This window comes from Tissierella pigra (assembly GCF_018917845.1).
In the GTDB taxonomy this organism is placed as follows: Bacteria; Bacillota; Clostridia; order Tissierellales; family Tissierellaceae; genus Tissierella; species Tissierella pigra.
This window is the reverse complement of the sequence record NZ_JAHLPJ010000001.1, coordinates 1,888,293-1,914,659: the sequence shown is the minus strand read 5'-3', so window position 1 is coordinate 1,914,659 and position 26,367 is coordinate 1,888,293. Positions and strand designations below refer to the sequence as shown.

The window sequence follows — 26,367 nt, the reverse complement described above, 5'->3', positions numbered from 1 at the left end:
TACCGTTTTACATTCTTCTAAATAAGCCTATTACTTTGCCCAATATAGATACATCTGTACTATATATTGGTTCCATAAATTGATTTTCAGGCTGTAATCTCACTTTATCTTTTTCTTTGAAAAATCTCTTCACAGTTGCTTCTTCTCCTAGTAATGCAACTACTATATCTCCGTTTAATGCAGATTTCTGCTCTTTAACTAAAACTAAATCTCCATCTAATATACCTGCATCAATCATACTTTCACCTTGAACTTTTAACATAAATACATCATAATCTTTTACAAATTCTACTGGAATGGGATAAGTATCTTCAATATTTTCTACAGCTAATATAGGAGCACCAGCGGTTACTCTTCCTACAATAGGCACATCTACTGTTTTTTTAGAAACAAGTAAAAAATCGTCATTCTTGTCGAGGATTTCAATAGCTCTTGGTTTTGTAGGGTCTTTCCTAATATAACCTTTAGATTCAAGTTTTTCTAAATGACTATGAACTGTAGAAGTTGACTTTAAATCAACACCTTTACAAATATCCCTAACTGATGGAGGATAGCCTTGTCTTTGAACCTCAGATTTTATATATAATAGTATTTCAATTTGTTTCTGAGTTAATTCTTCATACATAAAATACACCTCTCATATCATATAATATATCAACACAAATACTTTTAATTAATTAATTATAACATATTAATTAATTAAATTCAAACAAAGGTTCGATTTTTTTGCAAAAATCTATTGACACGGAACCTATGTTTGAGTAGAATATATTTAGAACGATTGTTCAGAACTAATGTGCGAGGTGCTATTATGAAGAAAAGGTATAAAATAATTAACAAAAACAGATTTTATTCATTTATTACTTCAAGTTTTATCATACTATCTTTAGTGATATTTAGTCTATTAACAACTAATAAAGTTCATAGTTCCATTTATAAAATTGATTATAAAGAAGTAAAAGTAGCTGAAGGTGATACTCTTTGGACTATTGCAATGAATCATTTACCAAGCAATATGGATATAAGAAGAATGGTATATGAGATTAAAGAATTTAATGATATGGATAGTGGCTACATATATCCTGGGAATATAATAAAAGTTCCTGTTATAAAATAAGAAGAGCCATTTAGCTCTTCTTATTTTTTCTATGTGCGCCCAGCATGGGCGTAAACTAGTCGGTGAAAGTCTGATACGGGGGTTGATAGTGCCAACCGTTAGCTTAAGACAAGGGTGTCCATCGTGAGGTGGAATCTGAAGGAAGTCGGCGGCAAAACTCTGGTCTGAGGTACACGAACTACATTCGAGGCTTGGCTCTGTGGATGAGGTTGCATTACAAACCAAAGTCCAAAACTATCCGAAACAGGGAAAGTAAATGTAGCAGATATATGGGGTGAAAGTTTACGCTCTTACCTGGGGAGGTCTGATAGATACATCATTAAAAGATGAAATATCTAGATGATAACCCATGCAGTGATGTATGGCTGAACTATCAGAAGTCAGCAGAAGCCATAATACAAGACTAGTCATGAATAGACTTGGAAGGGCTGAACATTAGGGAGGTGAGTAAGTTTGGCAGTCTCAACAGACATGAAAAGAATACAGAAAACCAAAGACTTGGACTGGATTGTGGAAGTAGAGTTGGAAACTCAAGGTAAGCAAGGAGTGTACAGTGATTTGTCGGCGATGTCAAATCTGAAAGCCAAGTCGGAGTTTAATACTGAAAATCTACTGGAAAGTATAGTGGATAAGAGAAATATCTTTGAAGCATATAAGACGGTAGTCGCCAACAAGGGAAGTCATGGAATTGATGGAACGAAGGTAGATGAACTTCTTCCTTTCCTACAAGAACATTATGAAACCTTGAAGGTAGATTTGCTAAGTGGGAAATACAAACCACAACCAGTAAGACGAGTAGAAATACCTAAAACAAACGGAGGAGTTGTATTTGTCAACTGAAAAGTGTACCATATAATAATCGAAAACTGTACCACTTGGTAATGTAAACTAATTGGTTTCTTCTAACCATTCCCTAGTTTCTTTAATCCTATAAGAATCACCATTCATATTTATTACATAAGATTTATGGGTTAATCTATCAATTAATGCAGCTGTCAAAACTGGGTCATTGAATATCTCATTCCATCTATCAAATGATAAATTAGTAGTTATTATTGTAGACTTTCTCTCTGCCCGGAGGGAGAGAAATGTAAAAAGTAATTCACTTCCTTCTTTGTCAAAAGAAATATATCCTAATTCATCTGCCACGATTAAATCATACTTTTCAAATCTTTTTTCAAAAGTATATAATTTCTTGTCACTTCTGGATTCTTTCAATTCATTTATTAGGGATGCTACTGTTGTAAAGTACACTTTATAGCCCGTATTGCAGGCTTCTATGCCCAGTCCTATTGAAAGATGGGTCTTACCCGTTCCTGGATTTCCTGCTAGTATTATATTCCTACCTTCCTCTATGAAATTAAGTGTTTTAAGCTCTTTAAGCCTCTTTCTACAGTCTTCTGGTAAATATTCTACCCTTAGTTCATCTAGATACTTTTTGTAGGGAAATCTAGCATTCTTAATTCTGTTTTTCTTGCCATTTTCCTTTCTCATATCATAGGCTTCTATTAAGATATCTCTTAAGAATTCTTCATAGGGTTTATCAAATTTGTATGCTTCTTCAATGCTCATCTTTAACCCTTGATTCACACCTGGAATCTTCAGTTCTGATACATATTTTTTAATTTCTTGTAATATTTCATTCAATTTTCATACCTCCCTATTGGTTTTAAGTTAAACAAATCATTTAATATTGAGATTTGCTTTAATGATGCATTTTGTATTGATATATCCTTAGTTTCTAAGGATTCTTTATCCATTGGAAGTTTGAAAATTATATTTTTAATATTATCTGTTGTTACTAATTCTTTCTTTATTTTCCTTAATTCTTCTACTGCTTTTAATACGCTGTCTAAATCTTTTTCCTTTATTAATTCCAAAAGTTCTATGAAATCTCTTGGATTACTGGTATAATATTCTTGATATGTTTCTTGAAGCTCTGGGCTAAGCTGGTGTCTACCAACACTTGCGTGTAATGCTCCAGGCTTCTTTTTTAATGTATGAATAAAATGATTTATATCTATACTCCAATAATGGGCTTGATATGACCTCTTATGTTCAGCTATCTTATTATCTTTGTAATATATTTCTATTATCTCTGGATATATTTTTACATTTACAAATTTACCTACTAGATAATCTGGTACTGAGTATTTATTTTGATCTATGGTTATTACACTATACTTATTAACCCTTGCTTCAACTCTTCTAGAGGCATCATAGGGTGGCTTTAACGGTATTAGATAAGCCATTTCTTGATTTAATATATCTAAGGGACTTTGATTTTGTAACCAGTTTCTTTTTTTAGAATTAAGTTCTAATAGTTTCTCACCAAGGTAAGTATTTGCTTCTTCTATAGACTCAAAGTCAGTTTGACTTGAAAATGCTTTTCTTCTAACATATTCAATCCCTTTTTCTACATGACCTTTTTCATTTCCTTTAGCCACATTGCAGAACCTGTATTTAAACCCATAGTAAATTGATATTTTAATTAAATCCTCTGTAGCTTCTTTCTCATTTCTTCCAACAAACCTTCTTACGGCCTGCTTTAGATTATCATAAACTAATTCTCTATGGACCCCACCCATACGATTAAAGGCCCTAACATGAATATCTAAAAAGTTTTCCATCTTCTGATTTTGGTAAAGTCTTGCATAGTGATGTGAACCACAGGCTGTAGTTAAAAGACCCATTTGAAAAGTTGTAGGCTTACCACCTATTGTAATTTTAACTTCACCCCAATCAAATTCTAGTGTTTCCCCTAAATCATATTCCTGTCTGATAAAAGCTTCCTTTTTCTCATGATTATCCCTTATGTAATTACAAACTGTAGGATAGCTAATATCAAATCCTAGTTCAATCAATTTTTCATGTATGTCAATTTTCTTCATTAATTGCTTATGTCTACCGAGTAACCGGTTTCTCTCATTTTCTTTTATTAATTCATTTATCTTTTCTATTATTTCATCTGTTAATTTAATTCTAGTCCTTTTACTAGTATCATATTTAGGTGCTGATACCATTTCTGAAACAAGATTTAAAGTATCACTATTAGTAATATTATTATCCTTAGCTAGTTCTTCTATTTCTTCACACTTAGATTCATAATTATTAATATATTTTCTTACTGTAGTTCTAGAAACCTTCATCTCTCTAGCTATTGCTCTTTGAGACATATTTTCTCTAAAATATTTCATTAGTATTTCTGCTTTCTGATCCAGCTTTATCACCTCTTGTCCCCCCTCAAAAGATATCTTCAAGGGGTATTATATTTTAAGGTGGACCAGTTTTCAATTATTATGGTGGTCTACTTTTAGATTAACATAAACAGGAGTAAGACTACTTGGAATACCAACAGTAGTAGATAGATTAATACAACAAGCAATAAACCAAGTAATCAATCCGATATTCGATAGGGGATTTTCAAATAGTAGCTATGGATTCAGACCAGGCAGAAGCTGTCATATGGCTCTAATTCAAGCACAAAAACACATCAATGAAGGATATAGATATGCAGTAGATATGGATTTAGAAAAATTCTTCGACAACGTAAACCATGACCTTTTAATGCACTTAATATCCAATAAAATAGAGGATAAAAGAGTACTGAAACTAATACGAAAGTATCTTAATTCAGGAATAATGGTAAAGGGAATGTTGGTTAAATCAGAAGATGGAGCACCTCAAGGCGGACCATTAAGTCCATTACTCAGCAATATATTACTTGATGAATTAGATAAGGAACTAGAAAGAAGAGGGCATAGATTCTGCCGTTATGCTGATGATTGTAATGTTTACGTCAAAAGCAAAAGAGCAGGGACAAGAATCCTTGAGAGTATAACAAGATTTCTAGAACAAAGACTAAAACTGAAAGTAAACACTGAAAAATCTGCTGTATCCCTACCAACTAAAAGAAAGTTCTTAGGATATAGCTTCTACTATGGTAAAGGCGGGATTAAGTTTAGAGTTCATAACAAAAGTTATGAAAGACTTAAGAAAAAGATTAAAGATATCACTAATAGAAATGTTAGCATGAATTTTAATCATAGAATTAAGAAACTAAATGAAATCATCGTAGGTTGGGTGAATTATTTTAAATTAGCAGATATGAAGAGTAAATTAGAAGATTTAGACCAATGGATTCGAAGACGACTAAGAGCCTGTGTATGGAAGACATGGAAGAAAATAAAAACACGTTTTCAAAACTTGATGAAAATGGGAATCCCAAGGAATAAGGCATGGGAATTTGCAAACACAAGGAAAGGCTACTGGAGAATTTCTAAGAGTCCAATATTAAATAAAACCGTAACTAATCAAAAGTTGATTAATCACGGTTTTAAAAGTTTATCTTCGCAGTATGAAAAATTCAGACTGTCTTAATGAACCGCCAAGTACCGAACGGTATGCTTGGTGGTGTGAGAGGACGGTAACTAAAATAATTAGTTACCTCCTACTCGATTTGATAAAGGATTGCTTTTAATTGCATCTCTAAGTCTATCGTCGTCTATATGAGTGTAAATTTGAGTAGTGGATACAGATTCATGTCCTAATATTTCCTGTAAAGCGCGTATGTCTACATTTCCATATTTATACATTAAGGTAGCTGCAGTATGTCTTAACTTATGAGTAGAGTATATAGATGGATCTAAACCCGATTTCTCTAAATATCGATCAATCATGTGTTGAATAGCGCGATTACTCATTCTATTTTTTCTTTTACTTATAAACATAGCTTTGCTGTCTTTTGAATTTTGAGGTCGTATTTCAAGGTAATCTTTAATTGCAGATACACAGGCTTCATTTAAGAAAATTGTTCTTTCTTTATTTCCTTTTCCAATAACGGAGAGGGTATCATTATCCTTGATTTTATCAATGTCTATACTTGCTAATTCTGAAAGACGAAGTCCACAATTTAAAAACAACATAATAATTGCATAATCTCTTTTTCTATATTCTTCATTTTTATTTTCTAATACATTGTTTAGAAGTGATTCCGATTGTTCTAAAGTGAGATAAACAGGGTGTCTATTTTCTTTTTTGGGAAATTCTAAAGCTTCAGCAGGATTCTTATCTATTAGATTAACTTTGGAATATAGATAGTCGAAAAAAGACCTAAGGGAGGCAACTTTTCTAGATTTAGTATAATTGTTATTTTCTCTTTTTTTATCAGCATAAGATATATATGCGTGAAGGTCCTGAATTCCTAATTTACTTATTAAATCTAAATCTACATCTGAAATATTGATGTCGTCAAACTTTAAATCTTGTTCAACTAATTTATATCTTTGCTTAATGAATCTAAAAAAAGTTCGCAAGTCTAAAAAGTATTCTTTTACAGTGTTAGGAGACACACCTTTGATTGTTTCCATATAATTTAAGTAATCCTCTAGAAGCATTGGTATATCAGTCATTATAGCCCTCCATTTTCTTTATAACATTAGTCACAAAATAACTATTTTGTGACTAATGTTATTTTATACTAAAATTATCCAAAAAGCAATATTCAAAATAGATTTATTTAACATCAAATAGTATAAAATCTTACTTTAATAGCAAAATCGAATTTAACTAATATAACAAGCCCATAATTAAACTTTAAAGACTATCCATACAAATATATTCCTGTGAGAATTTGAAGTCCTTAAAGCCCATTTTAAAAGGTCAAAATTTAAGCATTTATCCATTATATAATAAGTAAGCTCTTAAATAGACTTGTAATATTATTATTTTATATAATCTATAAACTACTCTTTAGATTTATAAATTTAAAATCCTAAAATGAAGTTATTATCAATTCTGTTATAAGAAACCTAGTATCCATTGGTCATACTGTTGCTCTATTCCATTTTTTTAAAGTGATGTAAAATATTTTTTTAAAACTCAGTTCCACCAAAATAATTAACATAATTATATTATGTATACATTTATGAAGTTGTGCTTTAAAATGAAAGTAGTTGACATATTATATTTATGTGAACTACTTAAGTTCAATGATAAGTGTCAGATTTTACTAGGTATATCCTATTTTAATTTTTACTAATTACTTCACCAAATACTCTATATGCAAAAATCTTTAACCGTTTCTGTCGTTCCTTTCGTGAAGGAGTGATGATTCTACGGTGTAACCATTCTAACTTCATTTTTTTCCAAATCTCTGGTGTACGTTTAACTTTTCCTGTAATAACATCTAAACTTCCACCTACACCAAAAGTAACTTTCGCAGGAATTCTATCTTTATATGTATATATCCATTTGTCTGCCAATGGTGATCCTAATGCAACAATAAGGATATCTGGTTTTGAGTTTTCAATATCTTCAATTATCTGTGTCTCTTCTTGCTTATTGAAGAAACCATTATGCCTACCCGCAACTTTAACATTAGGATAATTTTCAACTACATATTCCTCCATCTTTTTGTTTACTGATTCCTCTGATCCAAAGAAATAAAAAGACCATCTTCTTTGGTTTCCCAATCTTAGTAATTCTAAAAGTAAATCAAAACCAGTAACACGTTCAGGTATTGGATTTCTTTTTAATTTTGATGCTAAAACAATGCCAACTCCATCAGGAGTAATTAAGTCAGATTCGAGTGATATTTTCTTTAATTCAGGGTCCTCCTGAATATCTATTGCAATTTCTGGATTCACAGTGATGATGTGAAACGTTTTATCTCTGTATTCCTTAATCTTATTATCAATTAAATCAACAGTATCCAATAAAGTTAATTTTGAAAATCAAATTCCTAAAATATTTACATAATTATTCATGTTTCATCTCCACCTTTTACGATTTAAATAAATTACAAAATTGTAAAAAAACTATTTACCTTTATCATAATCTTGAACATAAAAATATTCCAGAATGCTCTTTAGTCATTTTACTTCTTTCTCTAATTTCTTAATATGCTTGTTTTTTGACACAAACCGAACAATTCATATACACAATATACTATATATACTAATAATAATCAAATGGTTTTACAAAAGAAGAATGGTTGACATATTATATTTATGTCAACCATTCTTCTTTTGTAAATTATTTTTTATTCTTCTACTATTTCTTTAATTCTTCTTAATCCTTCTTTAATATTATCCATAGATGTAGCATAAGAAAGTCTTATATATTTATCATCACCAAAAGCTACTCCAGGAACTACTGCTACCTTAGCTTCATCTAATAATAAGTTAGCAAAATCCATAGAAGAGTTTATTTCTTTACCTTTAATAGTTTTGCCTAATAATTGTGTGAAGTTTATCATTATATAAAAAGCACCTTCAGGTTTTCTACAACTTAATCCCTTAATGGAATTTATTGTTTCTGCCATATAATCTCTTCTCTCAACAAAATGTCTTTTCATCTCTTCTACACTAGCTTGATCACCTTTAAGACCTTCAACACTTGCATATTGAGATATAGAACATGGATTAGATGTTGCATGACTTTGGATATTGCTCATTATCTTAACTATCTTTTCATGGGCTGCTGCATATCCAATTCTCCAACCTGTCATAGCATGGGATTTTGACATACCATTGATTACTATTGTTAAATTTTTTATATCTTCATTTAAAGAAGCTATACTGATATGCTTATTATTATCATAAATTAATTTTTCATAAATCTCATCAGAAATAATAAACACTTTGTTTTTTACTGCCCAATCAGCGATTGCTCTTAATTCTTCTTCAGTATAAATAGATCCTGTTGGATTGCTTGGACTATTTAAGATAATAGCTTTAGTTTTGTCAGTTAAAACTCTATTTAAATCCTCTACGTTAAATTTGAAATCATTTTCTTCTTTTGTTTCAATATAAACAGGAACTCCATCAGCTAATTTTACTAAGTCTGGATAGCTAACCCAGTATGGAGTACCAAATATAACTTCATCTCCAGGATTAAGTATTGCCAACAAAGCATTATGTATAGAATGCTTTGCACCACTTGATATTATAATATTACTTGGTTTATAATCTAGGTTATTATCTTCTTTAAATTTTTCGCATATAGCATTTTTAAGTTCAACTATTCCAGAAGCTGGAGTATATCTAGTCAAACCCTCTTTTATTGCTCTAATTCCTTCATTTTGAATATTCTCAGGTGTATTGAAGTCTGGCTCTCCTGCACCAAAACTTACAACATCTATTCCAGAGTCTTTCATAGCTTTTGCCTTTGCAGTAATTTCCAAAGTAATAGAAGGTTCAATTCTTAAACCTTTAGTTGATAAAATAAAATCCATGAATAATCATACCTCCATAATTATATTTATATTTTTTCCTTATATATATCTTTTAACACATTTTTAACAATAAGTAAAGAATCTTCGAAAGAAGATTTGTTTTGTAGCAATAATATTTTATAATGTTTTATTCCTTCATCTGTTATCCTATATCTTCTTATGGATCTTTTTTCAGGCTCATCCCATGAACCTTCAATATATCCCTCACTTTCCAACTCCCTAAGTAGTGGGTATATCATCCCAGGACTTGGCTCCCATTTGTTGTCTAATCTTTTTTTTATTTCATCTTTAATTTTATTACCATAATAAGATTTTTCATTTAACAAATGTAGTATATAAAGTTTTACAAAGGAAGTAGTACTTATTTTGGTTGGAAATTGTCTTTGTCTTTCACCTTTATATATACTCACTATATCCTCTCCTTAAATTTAGGATTATCATCAATATTGATGAAGTAGTTACCTAACAATTCTTTTCCATCCTTAGAGTCTCCATGAAAATCAGAACCTCCTGTAATAATAAGATTATTTCTTTTTGCAATGTTCATCAAAAGATTAGTATCTTCTTCACTATGTTTAGAATGTATACATTCTAGTCCATTTATATCTAATGAAATACAATAATCTATAATTTCTTTATTCTTCAATAGACCAGGATGAGCTAAAATAGAAATTCCACCAATATTTTTAATTAAGCTTATTATTTCACCAACACTTATTTTATATCTATCTACATAAGCTGGTTTACCTCTATCTAAGAATTTATCAAATCCTTCTGATACATTGGAGATATAGCCTTTCTTAATCATGGCTCTTGCAATATGTGGTCTGCCTATATACCCTTTTCCTGAAAACTCCATAACATCTTCTAGTGTAAGTGTCATACCTAGTTCATTTACTTTTTTAATCATATCTATTCCACGATTCCACCTAGATTTTCTCAAAGTATTTGTCAAATCTATGAGTTCTTTATTTTTATAATCTATAAAATACCCTAGTATATGTACTTCTTCATCCTCAAATATACAACTAAATTCAATACCAGGTATTATTATGAAATCATTATGTTTTTTACCATATTCCAATGCTATTTCTATTCCAGTTACTGTATCATGGTCTGTAATTGCTATGCCCTTTAGATTCTTTTCAATAGCTAAATCCACAACTTCATTTGGAGAATACAAACCATCTGAATGGTTTGTATGAATATGTAAATCGAAAAACATAGTTATCCTCCTTTAATCAAATTATACTTAATACAAAAAACCCGCCATATTGGCAGGTTTTTGTATTATCTTGGTTCAATAATTAGTTTAATAGCTGTTCTTTCTTCACCATCTATTATAATATCCGTGAAGGCTGGTACACAAATAAGATCGATTCCACTTGGAGCAACAAAACCTCTTGCAATAGCCACTGCTTTTATAGCTTGATTTAAAGCTCCTGCCCCTATTGCTTGGATTTCAGCAGCTCCTTTTTCTCTTAAAACACCTGCTAATGCTCCTGCAACAGAATTTGGACTTGATTTTGCTGATACTTTTAATACATCCATTAAAATATCCCCCTCTAACTAAATTTTTTAAATATAATTTTTACAATATTTAATTTTACATTTATTTAAAAAATCATTATTTAGCATATTCAATAGACCTAGTCTCACGTATTACATTTACTTTAATTTGGCCTGGATAATCTAATTCAGCTTCAATTTTCTTTACAATTTCCCTTGCTGTATGAATCATTTGGCTTTCAGAAACTTCTTCAGGCTTTACTAAAATCCTAATTTCACGACCAGCCTGGATTGCATAGGATCTTTCTATTCCTTCAAAAGAATTTGCTATCTCTTCAAGCTTCTGTAATCTTTTTATATATGTTTCAAGAGTTTCCCTTCTTGCACCTGGTCTTGCAGCTGATATAGCGTCAGCTGCTTGTACTAAAACTGCTTCAACAGTTTCAGGCTCACAATCTCCATGGTGAGCAGCAATTCCATGTAAAACTTCTTTAGATTCTTTATATCTTCTAGCTAAGTCTACTCCTATATCAACATGAGGACCTTCTACCTCATGATCCACTGCTTTACCTAAGTCATGAAGTAAACCTGCTCTTTTTGCAATTTTTATATCTGCTCCTAACTCTGCTGCCATTATTCCAGCAAGATGAGCAACTTCTATGGAGTGTTTCAATACATTCTGTCCATAGCTCGTTCTATATTTAAGTCTGCCTAGAAGTTTAATTAATTCTGGATGAATGCCATGAACACCTGCATCAAAAGCAGCTTGTTCACCTTCTTCTCTAATTATATTATCTACTTCTTTCTTAGCTTTCTCGACCATCTCTTCAATTCTAGCAGGATGGATTCTGCCATCAACTATGAGTTTTTCTAAAGCAATTCTAGCTATTTCTCTTCTTACAGGATCAAATCCTGATAAAACTACGGCTTCTGGAGTATCATCAATAATTAAATCAATTCCAGTTAATGTTTCTAAAGTCCTAATATTTCTACCTTCTCTACCAATAATTCTACCCTTCATTTCATCATTTGGAAGGGCCACAACTGTTACTGTAGTCTCAGCTACATGATCAGCTGCACATTTTTGTATTGCAGTAGATATAATTTCTCTTGCTTTCTTATCAGCCTCTTCTTTGGCTTTATTCTCGGTTTCTTTAATCATAATAGCAGATTCATGTACTACTTCTTTTCGAATTTCATCTAGTAATAATTCTCTTGCTTCATCTGAGGTTAAACTAGAAAGTCTTTCTAATTCTAAAACTTGACTTTTATAAATATCATCAATTTGAGTTTCTTTATCTTCTACTTCTTTAATCTTCTTAGATAGTAATTCTTCTTTTCTTTCAATAGCATCAGATTTTCTATCTATGCTTTCTTCCTTATTAATGATTCTTCGTTCAAGTTTTTGAAGTTCATTTCTACGCTCACGATTTTCCTTTTCAGCTTCACTTCTAAGCTTATGAATTTCTTCTTTAACTTCTAATAGAAGTTCTTTTTTACGAGCTTCTCCATCTCTTTCAGCATCTTCAACAATTCTTTTAGCTAACTCTTCAGCATTATTTATTTTACCTTCGCCAATATTTTTTCTTATTAAATAACCAGCGATAATTCCAATAATTGCTCCGAGAAGTCCTTTTAAAATGTCAATTATCAATAACTAAACACCTCCTATTGTATTAAATTTTCAAGTTTCAAACTACATTTCAAATTTCATTGATTATAAGCATAATAAAAGCTTAATAAATTGAAATAGTAAATATGTATAGGATATACATATAGTTTAATTCTATTACTTTTATAAGACAATGTCAAGACAATTAAGATGTAATCCTTGTTACAGTGCTTTCAGAGCCTTTTAACTCAACTCTATAAGCATCATTCCCAATAGAGGCTAAATGGTCATTGTGAGTTACCATAATAATTTGTCTGTTGAATAGTTCTGATGTTTGTTTTAAAAAATCTGCAACATTGAAAATATATTCATCACTAACATGTTTAGCAGGTTCGTCTAAAATTAAAGGTCCCTCTATCTTAGGTTTATGAGTTTGTAAAAATGCTATTCTAAGGGCTAAAGAAACAATATCCACAACTCCCCCACCTCTAGATAATTCAGGTTTAGTTTTGATTAAAATATCTTCAACTTCATTAACAACATAAAATTCTGCATTTGACTTTCCTCTTTGTTCTTCTATTTCAATTAAAAATTTAATGTCAGATTCAAATATAAACTGTAGGCATTTAGTTACTAAGGATTCAATCTGATTTTTAGATTGTTCCCTAGCAAATTCAGATGTTTTTTGAAATAAGATACAAACTTTAGATAATAAGTCTAGATTTTTTTCTATTTCAGCAAGGGAATAATTTGCTAATTCTAATTGCTCTTTAACTTTATCTTTTTTTCCAGATTCTCTAGCTAAATGTTCCTTGAGCTTAATTAAAGAATTATTCAATTCATCTATATTAGCTGTCATTTAATCACTTCTTTTCCAATAAATCTTTAGGTAATAATTTATTTGCTTCTTGAAATAATTTATCTATATCTAAAGTTAGTTTATTTATTTCATCTTCTAACTCTTCTGGCTTTATACCCAAAGCATTTAATTCTTTGATGATTTCCTCTTCTTGCTGATTTAGTTGTTCTAGTCTTGCCTCGGCTTTATATTTTAGGTTTTTGGCTTTTTCCAAATTTTCTTTTAAGTCATTAAGTTCTTTTTCATAATCCATCACAATACCTCCTAATTATAATGATCTATAATATGATTTATTTTTTCATCATCAATAACACTAAAGCATAAAGGACAAACTTCTTGCTTCAATAATATTTCTCTATATCGCATAATTTGAGTTTCAACTTGATTTTTATACTTATCTTGTAAGATTTTTGTTTGGATAATATCTTTTCTATTGGAAGTATATCTATCCTGTAATTTATTTAAGGTAAGAAGAAGTTTAATTTGTTTTTGTAGTTTTTCATAAACTACAGAGATTCTATCTACTTCCTGTAATCTTTCAACATATTTTATTCCAATGGCTAAACTTTTATTGAGAGAAGAAGTCTGTTTTTGAAATGATACTAGCCTAGTTAATTCTTTAATATCATTATCAATCCTACGAATATTATCTTGTAAAATATCAATAGAGTCTAGCTTATTCCAAATTATTTTTATATCTTTGATTTCTGAATTTAAGTTTTTAAATTTGAGATTATAGTTAACTAAATTAATTCTTAGGTTACATGATGAGGCTATATTTACCATATGATTTTCCGCTACTTCAATATCCTTCAAAGATTTTAAAACTAATTTAGTATTAGACTTATTTAATAATAATCTATTTAAGTTATCTTTTTGTTTTTTTAATTCCTTATACTTACTAGCATTTAACGAAATATTATTTAATATCTTATCTAAGGATTCTATACCACTAAGTTCTTTTATATAATAATTTACTTTATTTTTTTCTTGGTAAATAGATAAATGTTTTGTTAGTAAAACTTTATATCTATTAAGAGATATATTTTTATCCTCTATTTGCTTTTTGATATTATCAATATAGAAAATAGTATTACTTAATTCTTCTAAATAATTATACTCAAGTAATTCCTTCTCTAATTGATTTATATTATCCTCTACATTTCTTTTAGTATTAGATAAATTACGAGTATCCTTTAAGGCTTCTCTTAAGGCATCATCAATAATATTAACACCTACAAGTCTACCAATGGAACTTGCTCTAGTTGAAGTCTTTTCCGATAATAAGAAAGCTCCTTCTAACTGATCACTTAAATTTATTGCCTTAGAAAGATCACTATCTAATAATATTTTTTTTATTCCTGTTTTTTCTATAATCTCATAGGGAACAGAAGTGCCAAATCCCTCAAATTTAGTTTCATTATTATATATATCATAAAGAAAGTAGATATTTTTACTTTTACTCCTATATCTCTTTATCTTAGTTCCATCATTGAATATAACTGTAACACTACATTCACTTTCACCTTCCCTAATAAAATAATCTCCAGAAGGTTCATTATAAAGAGCCCACCTAATTCCCCTAAGAATTGCAGTCTTACCACTATCTGATGGCCCAAGGATAACATTTAGCTGATTATCGAATTCTAAAACTGAGTATTTATGAGATTGAAAGTTTTCTAAAATTACTTTTTGAATATATATCATACTAATCACCATTTAAACCCTTCATTTGAATAAGAGCAATTCTTTTAAGCGCTTCAATCTTTACATCTTCTTCTACATCTTCCGCAGTAGAAACTTCTATTAATACTTCATTTATATCCATTTTTTCAAAATCTAAAGCTGCATCTATAGTTTGTTTAAACTCTGTAATTCTTTCATTTTTAAATAAGTTTTTTTCTATTTCTTGTCTATCCAGCACATTTGCACCTGGAAAAGCAGTTTGTAGAGGAACTTCTCTTATTATAATATCTTCCTTTAATTCTATTATTACTACTTTTGGGATTCTTTCTATTTCTCTTAGACTATTTGTTACTCTAACTAAACTTCCTGGATTGATAAAGTATTTATTATTGATTTTACTGGTTTTAAAACCAGAATGATAATGACCACAAAGAGTAATATCTGCTAAAGTATCCTTTATATCATCAATTAAAGTATAAGGTATTCCTTTTATAAAAGGCTTATCGAGAAGCATACCATGTACCATATGGATAGAAAAGTTTACATCATCTTTTACATCTTTTAATATATAGTAATCTCTTTTATCTAAGGAATCAATATCATATACATAGGGCTGACCTGTTAGTTGAACTTTTACATTATCTTTTTCCAGAATGATTTTTTCATTAGATCTAATTAAATTAATTACTCCAAGTGCATCTAATAATCCCAACATAGTTCTATTAACAGTATCAGGGTTATGACCGTATATATCGTGATTTCCACTAATTAGATAAAATGGGACTTGTATTTTATCCAAAATCATTGCAAATTTACTAGCTATTGATATAGATACATCTGGTCTGTCAAATAAATCTCCACCGTGTAATACAAAGTCTATTTTATTTTTCTTAATTATATCATTGATTTCAATTAACTTCTTTTCCAAGGTATCTACAAATATATCTTTTCTGTTTTTAGGAGTATTCCCTCTTATATGAGTATCAGTAAAAAATAATAAATTCAAATATAACACCTCACAAATAAACCTCCTATAACATTAGGAGGTTTAGGTTTATTTATCTTTTTCATTCTCTGAATTGTTAGTCTCATGTATAGAACTTGTATTGTTGTCATTATTTTTATCTAAATCAAATTCAGCACGAATTCTATTTTCAACCTCTAAAGCTACCTCAGGATTATCTCTTAAGAAGTCTTTAGCATTTTCCCTTCCTTGTCCGAGCTTATGCTCATTATAACTATACCAAGAGCCAGATTTATTTATAATATTAGCAGCCACACCGGAATCCAAAATATTACCTTCTTTAGATATACCAGTACCATACATAATATCAAACTCAGCTTGTTTAAAAGGTGGTGCTAATTTGTTTTTTACTACTTTTACCCTAGTTCTATTTCCAATAATATCATCACCTTGTTTTAGAGATTCTATTCTTCTTATATCTAATCTTATACTTGCATAGAACTTCAGAGCTCTACCTCCCGTAGTGGTTTCAGGACTACCAAACATAACTCCAACTTTTTCTCTAAGTTGGTTAATAAACATTACAGTAGAATTAGATTTATTTATTGTACCTGCTAATTTTCTAAGAGCTTGGGACATAAGTCTGGCTTGAAGGCCTATATGACTGTCTCCCATTTCTCCATCTATTTCTGCCTTAGGAACTAAGGCGGCAACAGAGTCAATAATTACTATATCTACAGCTCCACTTCGAACTAGAGCTTCTGCTATTTCTAAACCTTGTTCTCCAGTATCAGGTTGAGATATTATTAAATTTTCAATATCTACTCCTAATCTCTTGGCATATGCAGGGTCTAAAGCGTGTTCTGCATCTATAAAGGCAGCTATACCACCAAGTTTTTGAGCTTCTGCAACTATATGAAGAGAAACTGTAGTTTTACCTGAAGATTCAGGACCAAAAATCTCAATAATTCTTCCTCGAGGAATTCCACCAATTCCTAAAGCAATATCAAGATCTAAAGAACCAGTTGGTATTACATCAATATTTAATTTTGCATCCTCTCCTAAACGCATAATTGATCCTTTTCCAAATTGTTTTTCAATTTGATTTAAGGCCAAGTCTAAAGCTTTTTTCTTTTCGCTATTATCCATATTAATACCCAGTTAAACTGGATTCACCCCTTTCACTTTTCGAACATTAGTTCCAACTATATATTATAACATAATCAGATTTAAGTCAATGATTTATTTAATAAAAAATTTCTTAATTCAGCAAAGGCTCTAGTGGTAGTTTTATTTTGTATAGTTTCCCTATTTCCACTGAAATTGCACTTAATAGATATAGTTTTTTCTTTACTAGAAATACCTAAATATACTAATCCAATAGGCTTATTTTCAGTAGCACCATTTGGACCGGCAATGCCTGTTACAGATAAAGTTATATCTAAGTTGGACTTAATTCTAAGTCCATTGGCCATTTCTATAGCTGTTTTTTCACTTACAGCTCCAAACTCTTCCAATGTACTAGATTCTACACTTAATTCCTCTATTTTAGAATTATTACTATATGAAACAATTGCCCTATCAAACACTTCAGACACTCCTGGTATTCGACCAAAACGACTACTTATTAACCCACTAGTACAAGATTCACAAAAACCGATTTTAAGCTTTCTTTCTCTTAGTATATTAAATACTACGACTTCTATAGGAATATTATCGAAACCATAGATGTATTTATGGAATCTATTTTGTAATATGTTGATTATATTATAGACTTTGTCTTTTATTAATTCCTCATTGTTTCCTTTACCGATTATTTTTATTTCTGTTTCACCTTCTTTAGCGAAGGTAGCAATCATAACAGAAGGTTCACTGTTTATTAAATCTTTAATATCCATCTCTAATTGCGATTCACCTATTCCAATTAAGTTAATAGACTTTTTTATAATAATAGAATCTTCATGAATACGAGGTATTACTTCATTATTAAACATTAACTCCATTTCATTAGGAGGTCCTGGAAGCATTATTATTTTTTTATTATCTTTAGATAAAAAAATTCCAGGAGCTGTACCTATAGAATTGTTTAAAAACTCACTGCCTTCTAATTTAAAAGCTTGTTTAATATTATTTGATGGCATGGATTTATCTAGTCTATTGAATATGCCTTCAATAGATTGTTCCATATCTTTATCTCTTACTAACTTTAAATTTAAAGACTCAGCAATGACTTCTTTTGTCATATCATCATCTGTAGGTCCTAATCCGCCAGTAGTAATTATAATATCTGATCTTTGTAATGCGATGTTCATAATATTTTTGACTCTTTCTCTATGGTCATCAACAGAAGTATGATAATAGGTTTCAATTCCTATATCTAATAATTTACTAGAAATATATTTACTATGGGTATTTAAAGTACTACCTGTAGTAATTTCAGTTCCTATTGTAATAATCTCTGCTATCATTTTATCACCTTTTACTTTATACCCATTTTTAGGGCTGATTTATTTCTATATATATAGTCTACTCCAGATACTATGGTAAAAAACAAGGAAATATATAACATAATCATATCAAAAGGAAAATTAATTAAATTAAAAGGAAAATTATTAATCAATAAAAATATTATTGCTATTAATTGAGTAATAGTCTTAATTTTCCCCAAGGGGCTTGCTGCTATAGTTATTCCTTCTGAAGCTGCAATTACTCTAAATCCAGTAATAGTAAATTCTCTGGCGATAATAGTGACTACTACCCAACCAGGAATGGCACCTAGATCAACAAGAGAGATAAGAGCAGCAGAAACTAAAACCTTGTCTGCTAAAGGATCGATAAATTTTCCAAAGTTAGTGATCATATTTCTGCTTCTAGCAATATATCCATCTAATGTATCAGTTAAAGATGCAAAAATAAAAACTCCAGCAGCTATATAAGTACTATACTTAATGTCAGAGTATAGTACTAACATAAAAATAGGAACTAAAAATACTCTAAAAATGGTTATTTTATTTGCTAAATTCATTTGATTGCCTCCCCTATTAAGTCATATTCTAAAGAATCAGTAATTTTAACTTTAATAAAACTACCTAACTCTATATCTTGAGAAGAATTAACATATACAACTCCATCAATATCAGGACTATCCATATATGTTCTGCCTATATAAAGGTTCTCTTCTGAAAGCTCTTCTATTAAAACATCAAATATCTTTCCAACTTTATTTGTCATAATTTTTTCTGATAACTCTTGTTGGAGTATCATAATTTTATCTTTTCTGATTTCTTTTATTTCATCTTCTATTTGATTTGGAAGATTATATGCAGGAGTATCTTCTTCTTTTGAATAAGTAAACACTCCCAGTCTATCAAACTCTATATCTTTAATAAAATTATAAAGTTCATCGAATTCTTCCTCAGTTTCTCCAGGGAATCCCACAATAAAAGTTGTTCTAATTACTATATCTGGTATTTCATGTCTTAATTTATTAATTAAAATTCCAATGTCTTCTTTACAAGTTCTTCTATTCATTCTTTTTAAAACATTATTATTTATATGCTGTAATGGAATATCTACATACTTAAGTACTTTCTCATTATCCTTCATAGATTGAATTAATTTATCATTAAAATTATCAGGATATAAATATAATACTCTAATCCATGAGATACCATTTATATTATTTAGCTGATTCAACAATTTATATAGAGAGTATTCACCATATAAGTCTATTCCATAATCAGAAGTATTTTGCCCAATTAAAATTATTTCTTTAGTTCCATTATTGGCAAGGCTTTTTACTTCTTTCACTATATCTTCTATTTTTCTACTACGATGTTTTCCTCTTAATTTGGGAATGATACAATAAGTACAGAAATTGTCACATCCTTCAGAAATTCTAACGTATTCAGTAGTATTAAAGTTAATTCTAGTTACTTCTTCTAAATAATTAGTATTAATACTTCCTATCTTTTTAATTCTTTCTTTTTTAATTTCTATTTCATCAATAATAGAGGATATTTCTTTTATATTTCCAGTTCCTATTATTGCATCAATATCTGTAATTTCATCCATCAATTCTTGAGAATATCTTTCTGCTAAACATCCTGCTAATATTAAATATTTACAATTACCCTCATCTTTATACTTAGTCATCTCCCAAATAGTTTCTATGGATTCTTCTTTAGCTTTATCTATAAATCCACAAGTATTTACAATAATAATTTCTGCTTCATCTAAAGACTCAGCTTTTATATAATTATTATCCTTTAATATGCTCATCATTAATTCTGAATCAATTTCGTTTTTGGAACATCCTAAAGTAACTATAGAAATCCTTTTTAACTTCATTTTATCTCTCCTTAAGTTTTAAGTCTAAATCATCTGGTGTTAATAATACTTTTCTCGGTTTACTTCCTTCATATCCTCCTATGACTCCTCTTTCTTCCATTTCATCTACTATTCTGGCAGCTCTAGCATATCCTATTTTTAATTTCCTTTGTAGTAATGATATAGAGGCCTGTCCTTCTGCTACTACTAATTCTATTGCTTTAGGCAACAAATCGTCACTATCATTAAGTTCTATTTCTTTGGGATTTTCTATTATTTCAATTATATCTTCATTATATTCTGTAATATCCTGGGATTTTAGGGAATTTACTACGGCTTCTACCTCTTCATCAGATATAAAAGCTCCTTGAAGTCTAGCAGGTTTAGAATAAAAAGAGGGGTAGAATAACATATCACCCTTACCTAATAGCTTTTCAGCTCCAGACATATCAAGTATAGTCCTAGAGTCAACTTGTGAGGATACAGCAAAAGATATTCTGGAAGGTATATTAGCCTTTATTGTCCCAGTTATAACATCTACAGAAGGTCTTTGAGTAGCTACAATTAAGTACATTCCTGCTGCTCTAGCCATTTGGGCTAATCTACATATATAGTCTTCAATTTCTTGTGCTGCAACCATCATTAAATCCGCTAGTTCATCAATGATTATAACTATCATAGGCAGCTTTTCTTCATTGTTTTCTTTGAGTTTATTATTATAGGAGTTAATATCTCTTACATTATTTTGTGCAAATAATTTATATCTTTTTTCCATTTCTTCTACAGCCCAATTCAATGCAAAAGAAGCCTTTTTAGCATCAGTTACAACTGGAATCAGTAAATGTGGTATACCATTATAAATATTTAACTCTACTACCTTAGGATCAATTAATAACAGCTTAACATCTGCAGGTGAAGATTTATATAAAATACTCATAATAATGGTATTGATACAAACAGATTTTCCTGAGCCAGTAGCACCAGCAATAAGTAAGTGCGGCATTTTATCAATTGTAGAAACTATAGAGTTTCCAGATACATCTTTGCCAAGAGCTAAAGGTATATGAGAGCCTATATTATTATAAGCTTCAGACATAAGAATTTCTTTTAATAATACACTACTTTTAGTTTTATTTGGAACTTCAATTCCTACAGCTGATTTACCTGGTATTGGTGCTTCAATTCTTATATCTGATGATGCCAAGCTTAATGCTATATTATCAGATAAGGAAACAATTTTACTCAACTTTATACCAGGAGATGGCTGTAATTCATAGCAAGTTATAGTAGGTCCTTTATTAATTTGATTAATAGTAGCATCAATACCAAAGTTTTTCATAGTTTCTTCAATTATCTTAGCATTATTTAATATCTCCTTTTTATCATTTCCATCTTGGTTATTTGTAGGTGAATTTAGTAATGATAATGATGGGATATTATATGTAGAAACTTGAGTTTTTTCCTTTTTACTTTCTATTTCTTCATTTATAGTATTTAATACTGTATTATTTGAATCATCTTTAAAACTTATTTCTTTGATTTCTTTAATTAAGTTTTTCTTCTCTTCCATAGAAGCATTTTCCAGAGATTCTTTAATGTGAATATCTTTTTTGATTTGTTTTAGCTCTATATCGTTAATTATCTTAGGTTTGCGTTTTTTATTCCTGTGATTTTTAGATTCCTTATCAATTAAGGTTATTATATCTTTAACTTTAATGTTTGTAATTATCAATAAGTTTATTATTACTACAATCATTAAAACTAAATAAGAACCAATAGCTCCAAAAAGTCTATAAAAGAAAAAACCAAAGAAACTTCCGAATAATCCACCACCTTTTCCAACTTTACTTAATTCTATTGCATTATTCATTCTATCAAGGAAAGAGTAATCAAAGGGATTTATTCCATCAAGTAATATTAACATACTTAGAAAAATAAATCCCATAGATAAAATAATTTTGTTCTCTTTAAAATTCAAATTGTCCAAAATAAAGATTATACCTGCCATTATTATAACTAGAGGAAAAAAGTAGCTACCAAATCCCATAAGTGAAAATGTAGTACTTTGAATTATGGATCCTATAATTCCCATTTTCGAACTAAACAAACTTACTATAGCAACTATTCCAAATCCAATAATAATTATACCTATAATGTCTCTGTTAAATTCCTTTTTTTCTTGTATTTTTTTTGTAGTTTTATTATTCTTTTTTTTCTTATTTCTTTCCAAATAAAATTCCCCCTTTTAAACTACATACTGTAGCTATTATAGCATAATTTGGAATTCTATTCTATTTATTTTTCCCTTCTATTAACTCCTCTAGCTTTTTTAAAGCTTGTGAAAATCCTCCTACTTCATCTATTAAATTATATTTAACAGCTTCTTCTCCAACTAATATAGTGCCAACATCATTTGCTATTTCATCTGTAGAATACATTAGTTCATTTAAAATTTCATCAGTTATATTAGAAGTTCTTAGAACAAAATTTATTATTCTTTGCTGCATCTTTTGAAAGTATCTGAATGTTTGTGGAACACCTATGACTAAACCTGTAGTTCTAATGGGATGTATAGTCATTGTCGCCGTAGGAACAATAAAAGAATAATCAGTCGATGTAGCTAAAGGAACCCCTATACTATGACCACCACCTAGTACTAAGGATACTTTTGGCTTATCTACTGAATTGATTAATTCTGATAAAGCTAATCCAGCTTCTACATCTCCGCCTACAGTATTTAAAATAATGAAAATGCCTTCAATTTTAGGATCCTGTTGTGCTGCTATTAATAATGGAATAATATGTTCATATTTTGTTGCCTTCTTATCATTAGGAGCAATAGAGTGGCCTTCTATTTCTCCTATTATAGATATGAATTGAATATTATTTTTTGCTTCTGGAACGTTTGATACTCCAATTTCCTTAATATTATCTATATTGTCCTTTTGCTCTTGTGTATTGTTTTCTTTATTTTCCTTATTTTTATTTATCATTTTTTTCCTCCTATTAAATAATATATATCTATAGGATTTACTTTAAAATCAATAATATTCAAAAGCAAAAAAATACATATATCTTGATAGATATATGTATTTAAATATATAAGTATTTTAGCTTTAATCTAATTCTATAATAATCATATCATAGCCTATTTTTCTAATGGTATCCCAAGGTATTTCAAATCCATTTGTATCAAGACCAAATAATCTAAAACCTAATCTTTTTTCGGGAACTAATAAAGATATGATCTTGCCTGTATCTTCATCAATTAAAAAATCACTATCTAATATTAAACCTAGCCTACCGCCATTATTTAGGTTAACTATTTCTTTTTCACCCAGTTCTGATAATCTCATATAATCTCCTCCTAGTTATTTATAGAACTTTTTATTTATGATTTTAAAAAAAATTTTATTGTTTGTATTTTAGTAGAAGTTTTCCTTATATTAAATAATATTCATAAGAAAAAAAAATATGAGTTATCAATTATGATAACATCTTATTAGACACTAGTATCCTGAATGACCAAATCCGCCATCATCTCTATATGTTTCATCTAGTTCAGAAACTATTTTAAGTTCAACTTTCTCATATTTAAGAAATACAATTTGTGCAATTCTATCTCCTGGGTTAATAGTATAAGTTTCTTTTCCAAGATTAATTAAGATTATTTTTATTTCACCTCTATAGTCACTATCAATAGTTCCTATGCCATTGGCCAATGTTATCCCATGCTTTAATGCTAATCCAGATCTACCTCTGATTTGTCCTTCATATCCCAGAGGTATAGATATAAATAAGCCTGTGGGAATCAAGGCTCTATCTAATGGTTCTAATACTATAGGTTCTATAATGTTAGCTTGTAAATCTAGACCTGCTGCACCTTCCGTTTCATATTTAGGTAATTTAAAATTACTTTTGTTTATTATATTGATATTCATAGTTCATCTCCTCTAAAATAGTATATTTTTAATTTCGTCTTCAGTTTTATCTTTATTTTTCATATTTCCAACATAGGCTATATTGACTTTTTTATTGTTAAATATTATATTAGCAACATTTTCTATACTATCCATATTCACATTATCAATTTTATTTAATATTTCATCTTGTGATTGAATTCTATTAAAAATAGATACGGATTTACCAATTTCATACATTCTGCTAAAAGTTCCTTCCATTCCAAGGACATAGCTTCCTTTAAGCTGCTCTTTAGATTTATTTAATTCATCTTTTGATATTAAATTCTTCTTAATATCTTCTATTTCTTTATCAATACAATTAATTGCTTTTAATAGCTGAGATGGATGTAATCCTGCATAAATATTAAATATTCCTGTGTCTTTATATGATGAAGGAAATGATTCAATAGCATAGGCTAACCCTAAATCTTCGCGTATTTTTTGAAATAGTCTTGAACTCATGCTTCCACCAAATACATTATTTAATACTAATAATGATTCTATTTCACTATGTGTTACAGGCAGTCCTTCCATTCCAATTGAAAGATGTAATTGCTCTGTATCTTTATCAATTCCTTGTAAATCATTTGTAAAGTTATATATAGTTCCATCATTTTTATCTCTTTGTCCAAATTTATTATAATATCCAAAATGATGGTTCAACATTTTTAAGACTTCTTTAGCATCTATATTCCCTGCCAGTGATATAACTATATCCTCAGGCCTATAGTTATTCTCAAAATAATATATAATCTTTTCTCTATTGAAACATTTAATGTTTCTTTCTGTACCAAGTATTGGATAAGCATAAGATGTATTCTTAAATATTATTTCATTAAGAAGTTCACTAACCATATCCTCTGGCGAATCTAAATACATATTTATTTCTTCTACTACTACTGTTTTTTCCTTTTCAATATCTGATTCTAGAAACTGAGAATTAAATAACATATCTCCAAGTACATCAATAGCAATATCTATATGATTATATAATACCTTTGCATAATAACAGGTGCTATCCTTACCAGTAAAGGCATTTAGATGTCCTCCTATATTATCTATTGATTCTGCTATATCTTTCGCTGTTCTCTTCTGAGTTCCCTTAAATAGCATATGCTCTATAAAATGAGATACACCATTATTTTCTTTATTCTCTTTTACTGAACCATTATTAATAATAATTCCAATAGAAACAGAGTTGACATGAGGTATATTCTCCATAACAACTCTTATACCATTATCTAATTTATCTATTAAGTACATACTTTCCTCCAATATTACTAGTTTTTTATTACATCACTTATTGTACCAATATTATAGCCATTTTCATATAGGTAATTTATTATATCTGGTAATGCTTTAACGGTTTCTGAAGTAGGGTGCATTAAAACTATGGCAGAATTATGAATTTTTTGAGTTACTCTTTTAAAAATTATATCTTTAGTACTATCTTCTCTCCAGTCTATTGTATCTACACTCCACATTATAAGTTCATAACCTAAATCTTTTACTGCCTTTACTGTATTATCATTATATGCTCCTGATGGTGGTCCAAAATACTTTGAATCAATTCCTAGTATATCTTTTATTATATCATGAGCCTTTTGAATTTCTTCTCTATTTCTATCATAATTTAATTTATCATAATCTATATGACTATATCCATGATTTCCGATTTCATGTTTAGCATTATAAATATCTTTTAGTATCTCTTTGTTTTTTTCTGCCCATTTACCTGTTACAAAATATGTAATTTTAATATTATTTTCCTCAAAGATTTTTAACATTTCAGGAATATATTCATTTCCCCAATCTACATTACAAGCAAATGCTACTACTTTATCATCTACATTTCCCTGATAATACACATCACTATTAAACGTTTCCTCTGATTTGTTATAAACTTTGAATATAATTAAACTTATAATTACTACTAATAATAGGATTGAAATAGTTAATAAACTTTTTTTACTTATAATAAATAATCTCATCTACATCCCTCCAATATACTTTATAATATATATATTCAAAGGATAATTTAATATACTAAAAAATAAAAACATGAACCTTAATATGGTTCATGCAATTAATAT

Annotated in this window: 26 protein-coding genes and 1 pseudogene; 3 read left to right on the top strand and 24 right to left on the bottom strand. The window is 29.3% G+C overall.

Features of this window, described 5'->3' with window-relative positions:
• Positions 1-7: 7 nt before the first annotated feature.
• Positions 8-625, bottom strand: a complete 618-nt coding sequence (gene lexA, locus KQI41_RS09335) for a transcriptional repressor LexA (protein ID WP_154438041.1) — start codon at positions 623-625, stop codon at positions 8-10.
• Positions 626-811: 186 nt separating this feature from the next.
• On the opposite strand from lexA, the gene yneA reads away from it, so the two are divergent.
• Positions 812-1,117: a cell division suppressor protein YneA gene (gene yneA / locus KQI41_RS09330; protein WP_154438043.1), complete on the top strand. Its 306-nt coding sequence runs from the start codon at positions 812-814 to the stop codon at positions 1,115-1,117.
• A 453-nt stretch (positions 1,118-1,570) separates the two neighbouring features.
• Positions 1,571-1,957, top strand: a complete 387-nt coding sequence (locus KQI41_RS09325; RefSeq protein WP_216585160.1) for a reverse transcriptase family protein — start codon at positions 1,571-1,573, stop codon at positions 1,955-1,957.
• Positions 1,958-2,005: 48 nt separating this feature from the next.
• Here the strand turns inward: KQI41_RS09325 and istB are convergent, their stop codons facing one another.
• Positions 2,006-2,764: an IS21-like element helper ATPase IstB gene (istB, locus tag KQI41_RS09320; protein WP_280634044.1), complete on the bottom strand. Its 759-nt coding sequence runs from the start codon at positions 2,762-2,764 to the stop codon at positions 2,006-2,008.
• Complete coding sequence (istA, locus tag KQI41_RS09315) at positions 2,761-4,347, bottom strand: IS21 family transposase (protein ID WP_216554205.1); 1,587 nt, start codon at positions 4,345-4,347, stop codon at positions 2,761-2,763. The genes istB and istA overlap by 4 nt, the downstream gene beginning before the upstream one ends.
• Before the next feature lie 112 nt (positions 4,348-4,459).
• Here istA and ltrA point away from each other — a divergent pair.
• Positions 4,460-5,497, top strand: a pseudogene (ltrA, locus tag KQI41_RS09310) (group II intron reverse transcriptase/maturase); the annotation flags it as partial.
• A 59-nt stretch (positions 5,498-5,556) separates the two neighbouring features.
• Here the strand turns inward: ltrA and KQI41_RS09305 are convergent.
• The 21 genes from KQI41_RS09305 to KQI41_RS09205 all read right to left on the bottom strand — a co-directional run bounded on the left by KQI41_RS09305 (position 5,557) and on the right by KQI41_RS09205 (position 26,265).
• Complete coding sequence (locus KQI41_RS09305; protein WP_216585158.1) at positions 5,557-6,528, bottom strand: tyrosine recombinase XerC; 972 nt, start codon at positions 6,526-6,528, stop codon at positions 5,557-5,559.
• Between the two features lie 615 nt (positions 6,529-7,143).
• Positions 7,144-7,833 carry a WecB/TagA/CpsF family glycosyltransferase gene (locus KQI41_RS09300; RefSeq protein ID WP_216585156.1) on the bottom strand — a complete coding sequence of 230 codons (690 nt, stop codon included), beginning with the start codon at positions 7,831-7,833 and terminating at the stop codon, positions 7,144-7,146.
• Positions 7,834-8,159: 326 nt separating this feature from the next.
• A complete protein-coding gene (locus KQI41_RS09295; RefSeq protein ID WP_154438047.1) occupies positions 8,160-9,353 on the bottom strand; it encodes a pyridoxal phosphate-dependent aminotransferase in 1,194 nt (397 codons plus the stop codon).
• Between the two features lie 26 nt (positions 9,354-9,379).
• A complete protein-coding gene (locus KQI41_RS09290) occupies positions 9,380-9,763 on the bottom strand; it encodes a PadR family transcriptional regulator (protein ID WP_216585154.1) in 384 nt (127 codons plus the stop codon).
• A complete protein-coding gene (locus KQI41_RS09285; RefSeq protein ID WP_154438049.1) occupies positions 9,763-10,578 on the bottom strand; it encodes a PHP domain-containing protein in 816 nt (271 codons plus the stop codon). Before KQI41_RS09285 ends, KQI41_RS09290 begins: the two co-directional genes overlap by 1 nt.
• A 65-nt stretch (positions 10,579-10,643) precedes the next feature.
• Positions 10,644-10,904, bottom strand: a complete 261-nt coding sequence (locus tag KQI41_RS09280) for a stage V sporulation protein S (RefSeq protein WP_154438051.1) — start codon at positions 10,902-10,904, stop codon at positions 10,644-10,646.
• Between the two features lie 76 nt (positions 10,905-10,980).
• Complete coding sequence (rny, locus tag KQI41_RS09275; RefSeq protein ID WP_154438053.1) at positions 10,981-12,516, bottom strand: ribonuclease Y; 1,536 nt, start codon at positions 12,514-12,516, stop codon at positions 10,981-10,983.
• A gap of 163 nt (positions 12,517-12,679) precedes the next feature.
• Positions 12,680-13,333 (bottom strand): AAA family ATPase, encoded by a 654-nt coding sequence (locus KQI41_RS09270; RefSeq protein ID WP_154438055.1) that lies wholly within the window; start codon positions 13,331-13,333, stop codon positions 12,680-12,682.
• A gap of 4 nt (positions 13,334-13,337) precedes the next feature.
• Positions 13,338-13,586, bottom strand: coding sequence for a hypothetical protein (locus tag KQI41_RS09265; RefSeq protein WP_154438057.1), 249 nt, complete (start codon positions 13,584-13,586; stop codon positions 13,338-13,340).
• 11 nt (positions 13,587-13,597) lie between these two features.
• Complete coding sequence (locus tag KQI41_RS09260) at positions 13,598-15,052, bottom strand: AAA family ATPase (RefSeq protein ID WP_154438059.1); 1,455 nt, start codon at positions 15,050-15,052, stop codon at positions 13,598-13,600.
• Positions 15,042-16,025, bottom strand: a complete 984-nt coding sequence (locus KQI41_RS09255) for a metallophosphoesterase family protein (protein ID WP_154438061.1) — start codon at positions 16,023-16,025, stop codon at positions 15,042-15,044. The genes KQI41_RS09260 and KQI41_RS09255 overlap by 11 nt, the downstream gene beginning before the upstream one ends.
• Positions 16,026-16,073: 48 nt before the next feature.
• The gene (gene recA, locus KQI41_RS09250; protein WP_154438063.1) at positions 16,074-17,132 is read right to left on the bottom strand and encodes a recombinase RecA; all 1,059 of its coding nucleotides are present in this window, start codon (positions 17,130-17,132) and stop codon (positions 16,074-16,076) included.
• 80 nt (positions 17,133-17,212) lie between these two features.
• A complete protein-coding gene (locus tag KQI41_RS09245; protein WP_154438065.1) occupies positions 17,213-18,451 on the bottom strand; it encodes a competence/damage-inducible protein A in 1,239 nt (412 codons plus the stop codon).
• Between the two features lie 11 nt (positions 18,452-18,462).
• A complete protein-coding gene (pgsA, locus tag KQI41_RS09240) occupies positions 18,463-19,008 on the bottom strand; it encodes a CDP-diacylglycerol--glycerol-3-phosphate 3-phosphatidyltransferase (RefSeq protein WP_154438067.1) in 546 nt (181 codons plus the stop codon).
• A complete protein-coding gene (gene rimO / locus KQI41_RS09235) occupies positions 19,005-20,333 on the bottom strand; it encodes a 30S ribosomal protein S12 methylthiotransferase RimO (RefSeq protein WP_154438069.1) in 1,329 nt (442 codons plus the stop codon). Before rimO ends, pgsA begins: the two co-directional genes overlap by 4 nt.
• A 1-nt stretch (position 20,334) precedes the next feature.
• Positions 20,335-22,542 carry a DNA translocase FtsK gene (locus KQI41_RS09230; protein ID WP_154438071.1) on the bottom strand — a complete coding sequence of 736 codons (2,208 nt, stop codon included), beginning with the start codon at positions 22,540-22,542 and terminating at the stop codon, positions 20,335-20,337.
• A 61-nt stretch (positions 22,543-22,603) separates the two neighbouring features.
• A complete protein-coding gene (locus KQI41_RS09225; protein ID WP_154438072.1) occupies positions 22,604-23,305 on the bottom strand; it encodes a ClpP family protease in 702 nt (233 codons plus the stop codon).
• A gap of 123 nt (positions 23,306-23,428) precedes the next feature.
• Positions 23,429-23,668, bottom strand: coding sequence for a YlmC/YmxH family sporulation protein (locus tag KQI41_RS09220; protein WP_154438074.1), 240 nt, complete (start codon positions 23,666-23,668; stop codon positions 23,429-23,431).
• A 153-nt stretch (positions 23,669-23,821) separates the two neighbouring features.
• Positions 23,822-24,253, bottom strand: coding sequence for a dUTP diphosphatase (dut, locus tag KQI41_RS09215; protein WP_154438076.1), 432 nt, complete (start codon positions 24,251-24,253; stop codon positions 23,822-23,824).
• Positions 24,254-24,265: 12 nt separating this feature from the next.
• On the bottom strand, positions 24,266-25,537 hold the full coding sequence (locus KQI41_RS09210; protein WP_154438078.1) for a M16 family metallopeptidase: 1,272 nt from the start codon (positions 25,535-25,537) through the stop codon (positions 24,266-24,268).
• 17 nt (positions 25,538-25,554) lie between these two features.
• Positions 25,555-26,265 carry a polysaccharide deacetylase family protein gene (locus KQI41_RS09205; protein ID WP_154438080.1) on the bottom strand — a complete coding sequence of 237 codons (711 nt, stop codon included), beginning with the start codon at positions 26,263-26,265 and terminating at the stop codon, positions 25,555-25,557.
• Positions 26,266-26,367 lie beyond the last annotated feature (102 nt).

Coding starts and splice junctions, on each gene's coding strand:
- KQI41_RS09260 (WP_154438059.1), bottom strand. CDS start 15,052: ATGGTGATTAGTATGATATATATTCAAAAAGTAATTTTAGAAAACTTT.
- yneA (WP_154438043.1), top strand. CDS start 812: ATGAAGAAAAGGTATAAAATAATTAACAAAAACAGATTTTATTCATTT.
- recA (WP_154438063.1), bottom strand. CDS start 17,132: ATGGATAATAGCGAAAAGAAAAAAGCTTTAGACTTGGCCTTAAATCAA.
- KQI41_RS09280 (WP_154438051.1), bottom strand. CDS start 10,904: ATGGATGTATTAAAAGTATCAGCAAAATCAAGTCCAAATTCTGTTGCA.
- KQI41_RS09285 (WP_154438049.1), bottom strand. CDS start 10,578: ATGTTTTTCGATTTACATATTCATACAAACCATTCAGATGGTTTGTAT.
- dut (WP_154438076.1), bottom strand. CDS start 24,253: ATGAATATCAATATAATAAACAAAAGTAATTTTAAATTACCTAAATAT.
- KQI41_RS09205 (WP_154438080.1), bottom strand. CDS start 26,265: ATGAGATTATTTATTATAAGTAAAAAAAGTTTATTAACTATTTCAATC.
- KQI41_RS09220 (WP_154438074.1), bottom strand. CDS start 23,668: ATGAGATTATCAGAACTGGGTGAAAAAGAAATAGTTAACCTAAATAAT.
- KQI41_RS09295 (WP_154438047.1), bottom strand. CDS start 9,353: ATGGATTTTATTTTATCAACTAAAGGTTTAAGAATTGAACCTTCTATT.
- KQI41_RS09210 (WP_154438078.1), bottom strand. CDS start 25,537: ATGTACTTAATAGATAAATTAGATAATGGTATAAGAGTTGTTATGGAG.
- pgsA (WP_154438067.1), bottom strand. CDS start 19,008: ATGAATTTAGCAAATAAAATAACCATTTTTAGAGTATTTTTAGTTCCT.
- lexA (WP_154438041.1), bottom strand. CDS start 625: ATGTATGAAGAATTAACTCAGAAACAAATTGAAATACTATTATATATA.
- rimO (WP_154438069.1), bottom strand. CDS start 20,333: ATGAAGTTAAAAAGGATTTCTATAGTTACTTTAGGATGTTCCAAAAAC.
- KQI41_RS09245 (WP_154438065.1), bottom strand. CDS start 18,451: ATGATAGCAGAGATTATTACAATAGGAACTGAAATTACTACAGGTAGT.
- KQI41_RS09225 (WP_154438072.1), bottom strand. CDS start 23,305: ATGATAAATAAAAATAAGGAAAATAAAGAAAACAATACACAAGAGCAA.
- KQI41_RS09270 (WP_154438055.1), bottom strand. CDS start 13,333: ATGACAGCTAATATAGATGAATTGAATAATTCTTTAATTAAGCTCAAG.
- KQI41_RS09265 (WP_154438057.1), bottom strand. CDS start 13,586: ATGGATTATGAAAAAGAACTTAATGACTTAAAAGAAAATTTGGAAAAA.
- KQI41_RS09305 (WP_216585158.1), bottom strand. CDS start 6,528: ATGACTGATATACCAATGCTTCTAGAGGATTACTTAAATTATATGGAA.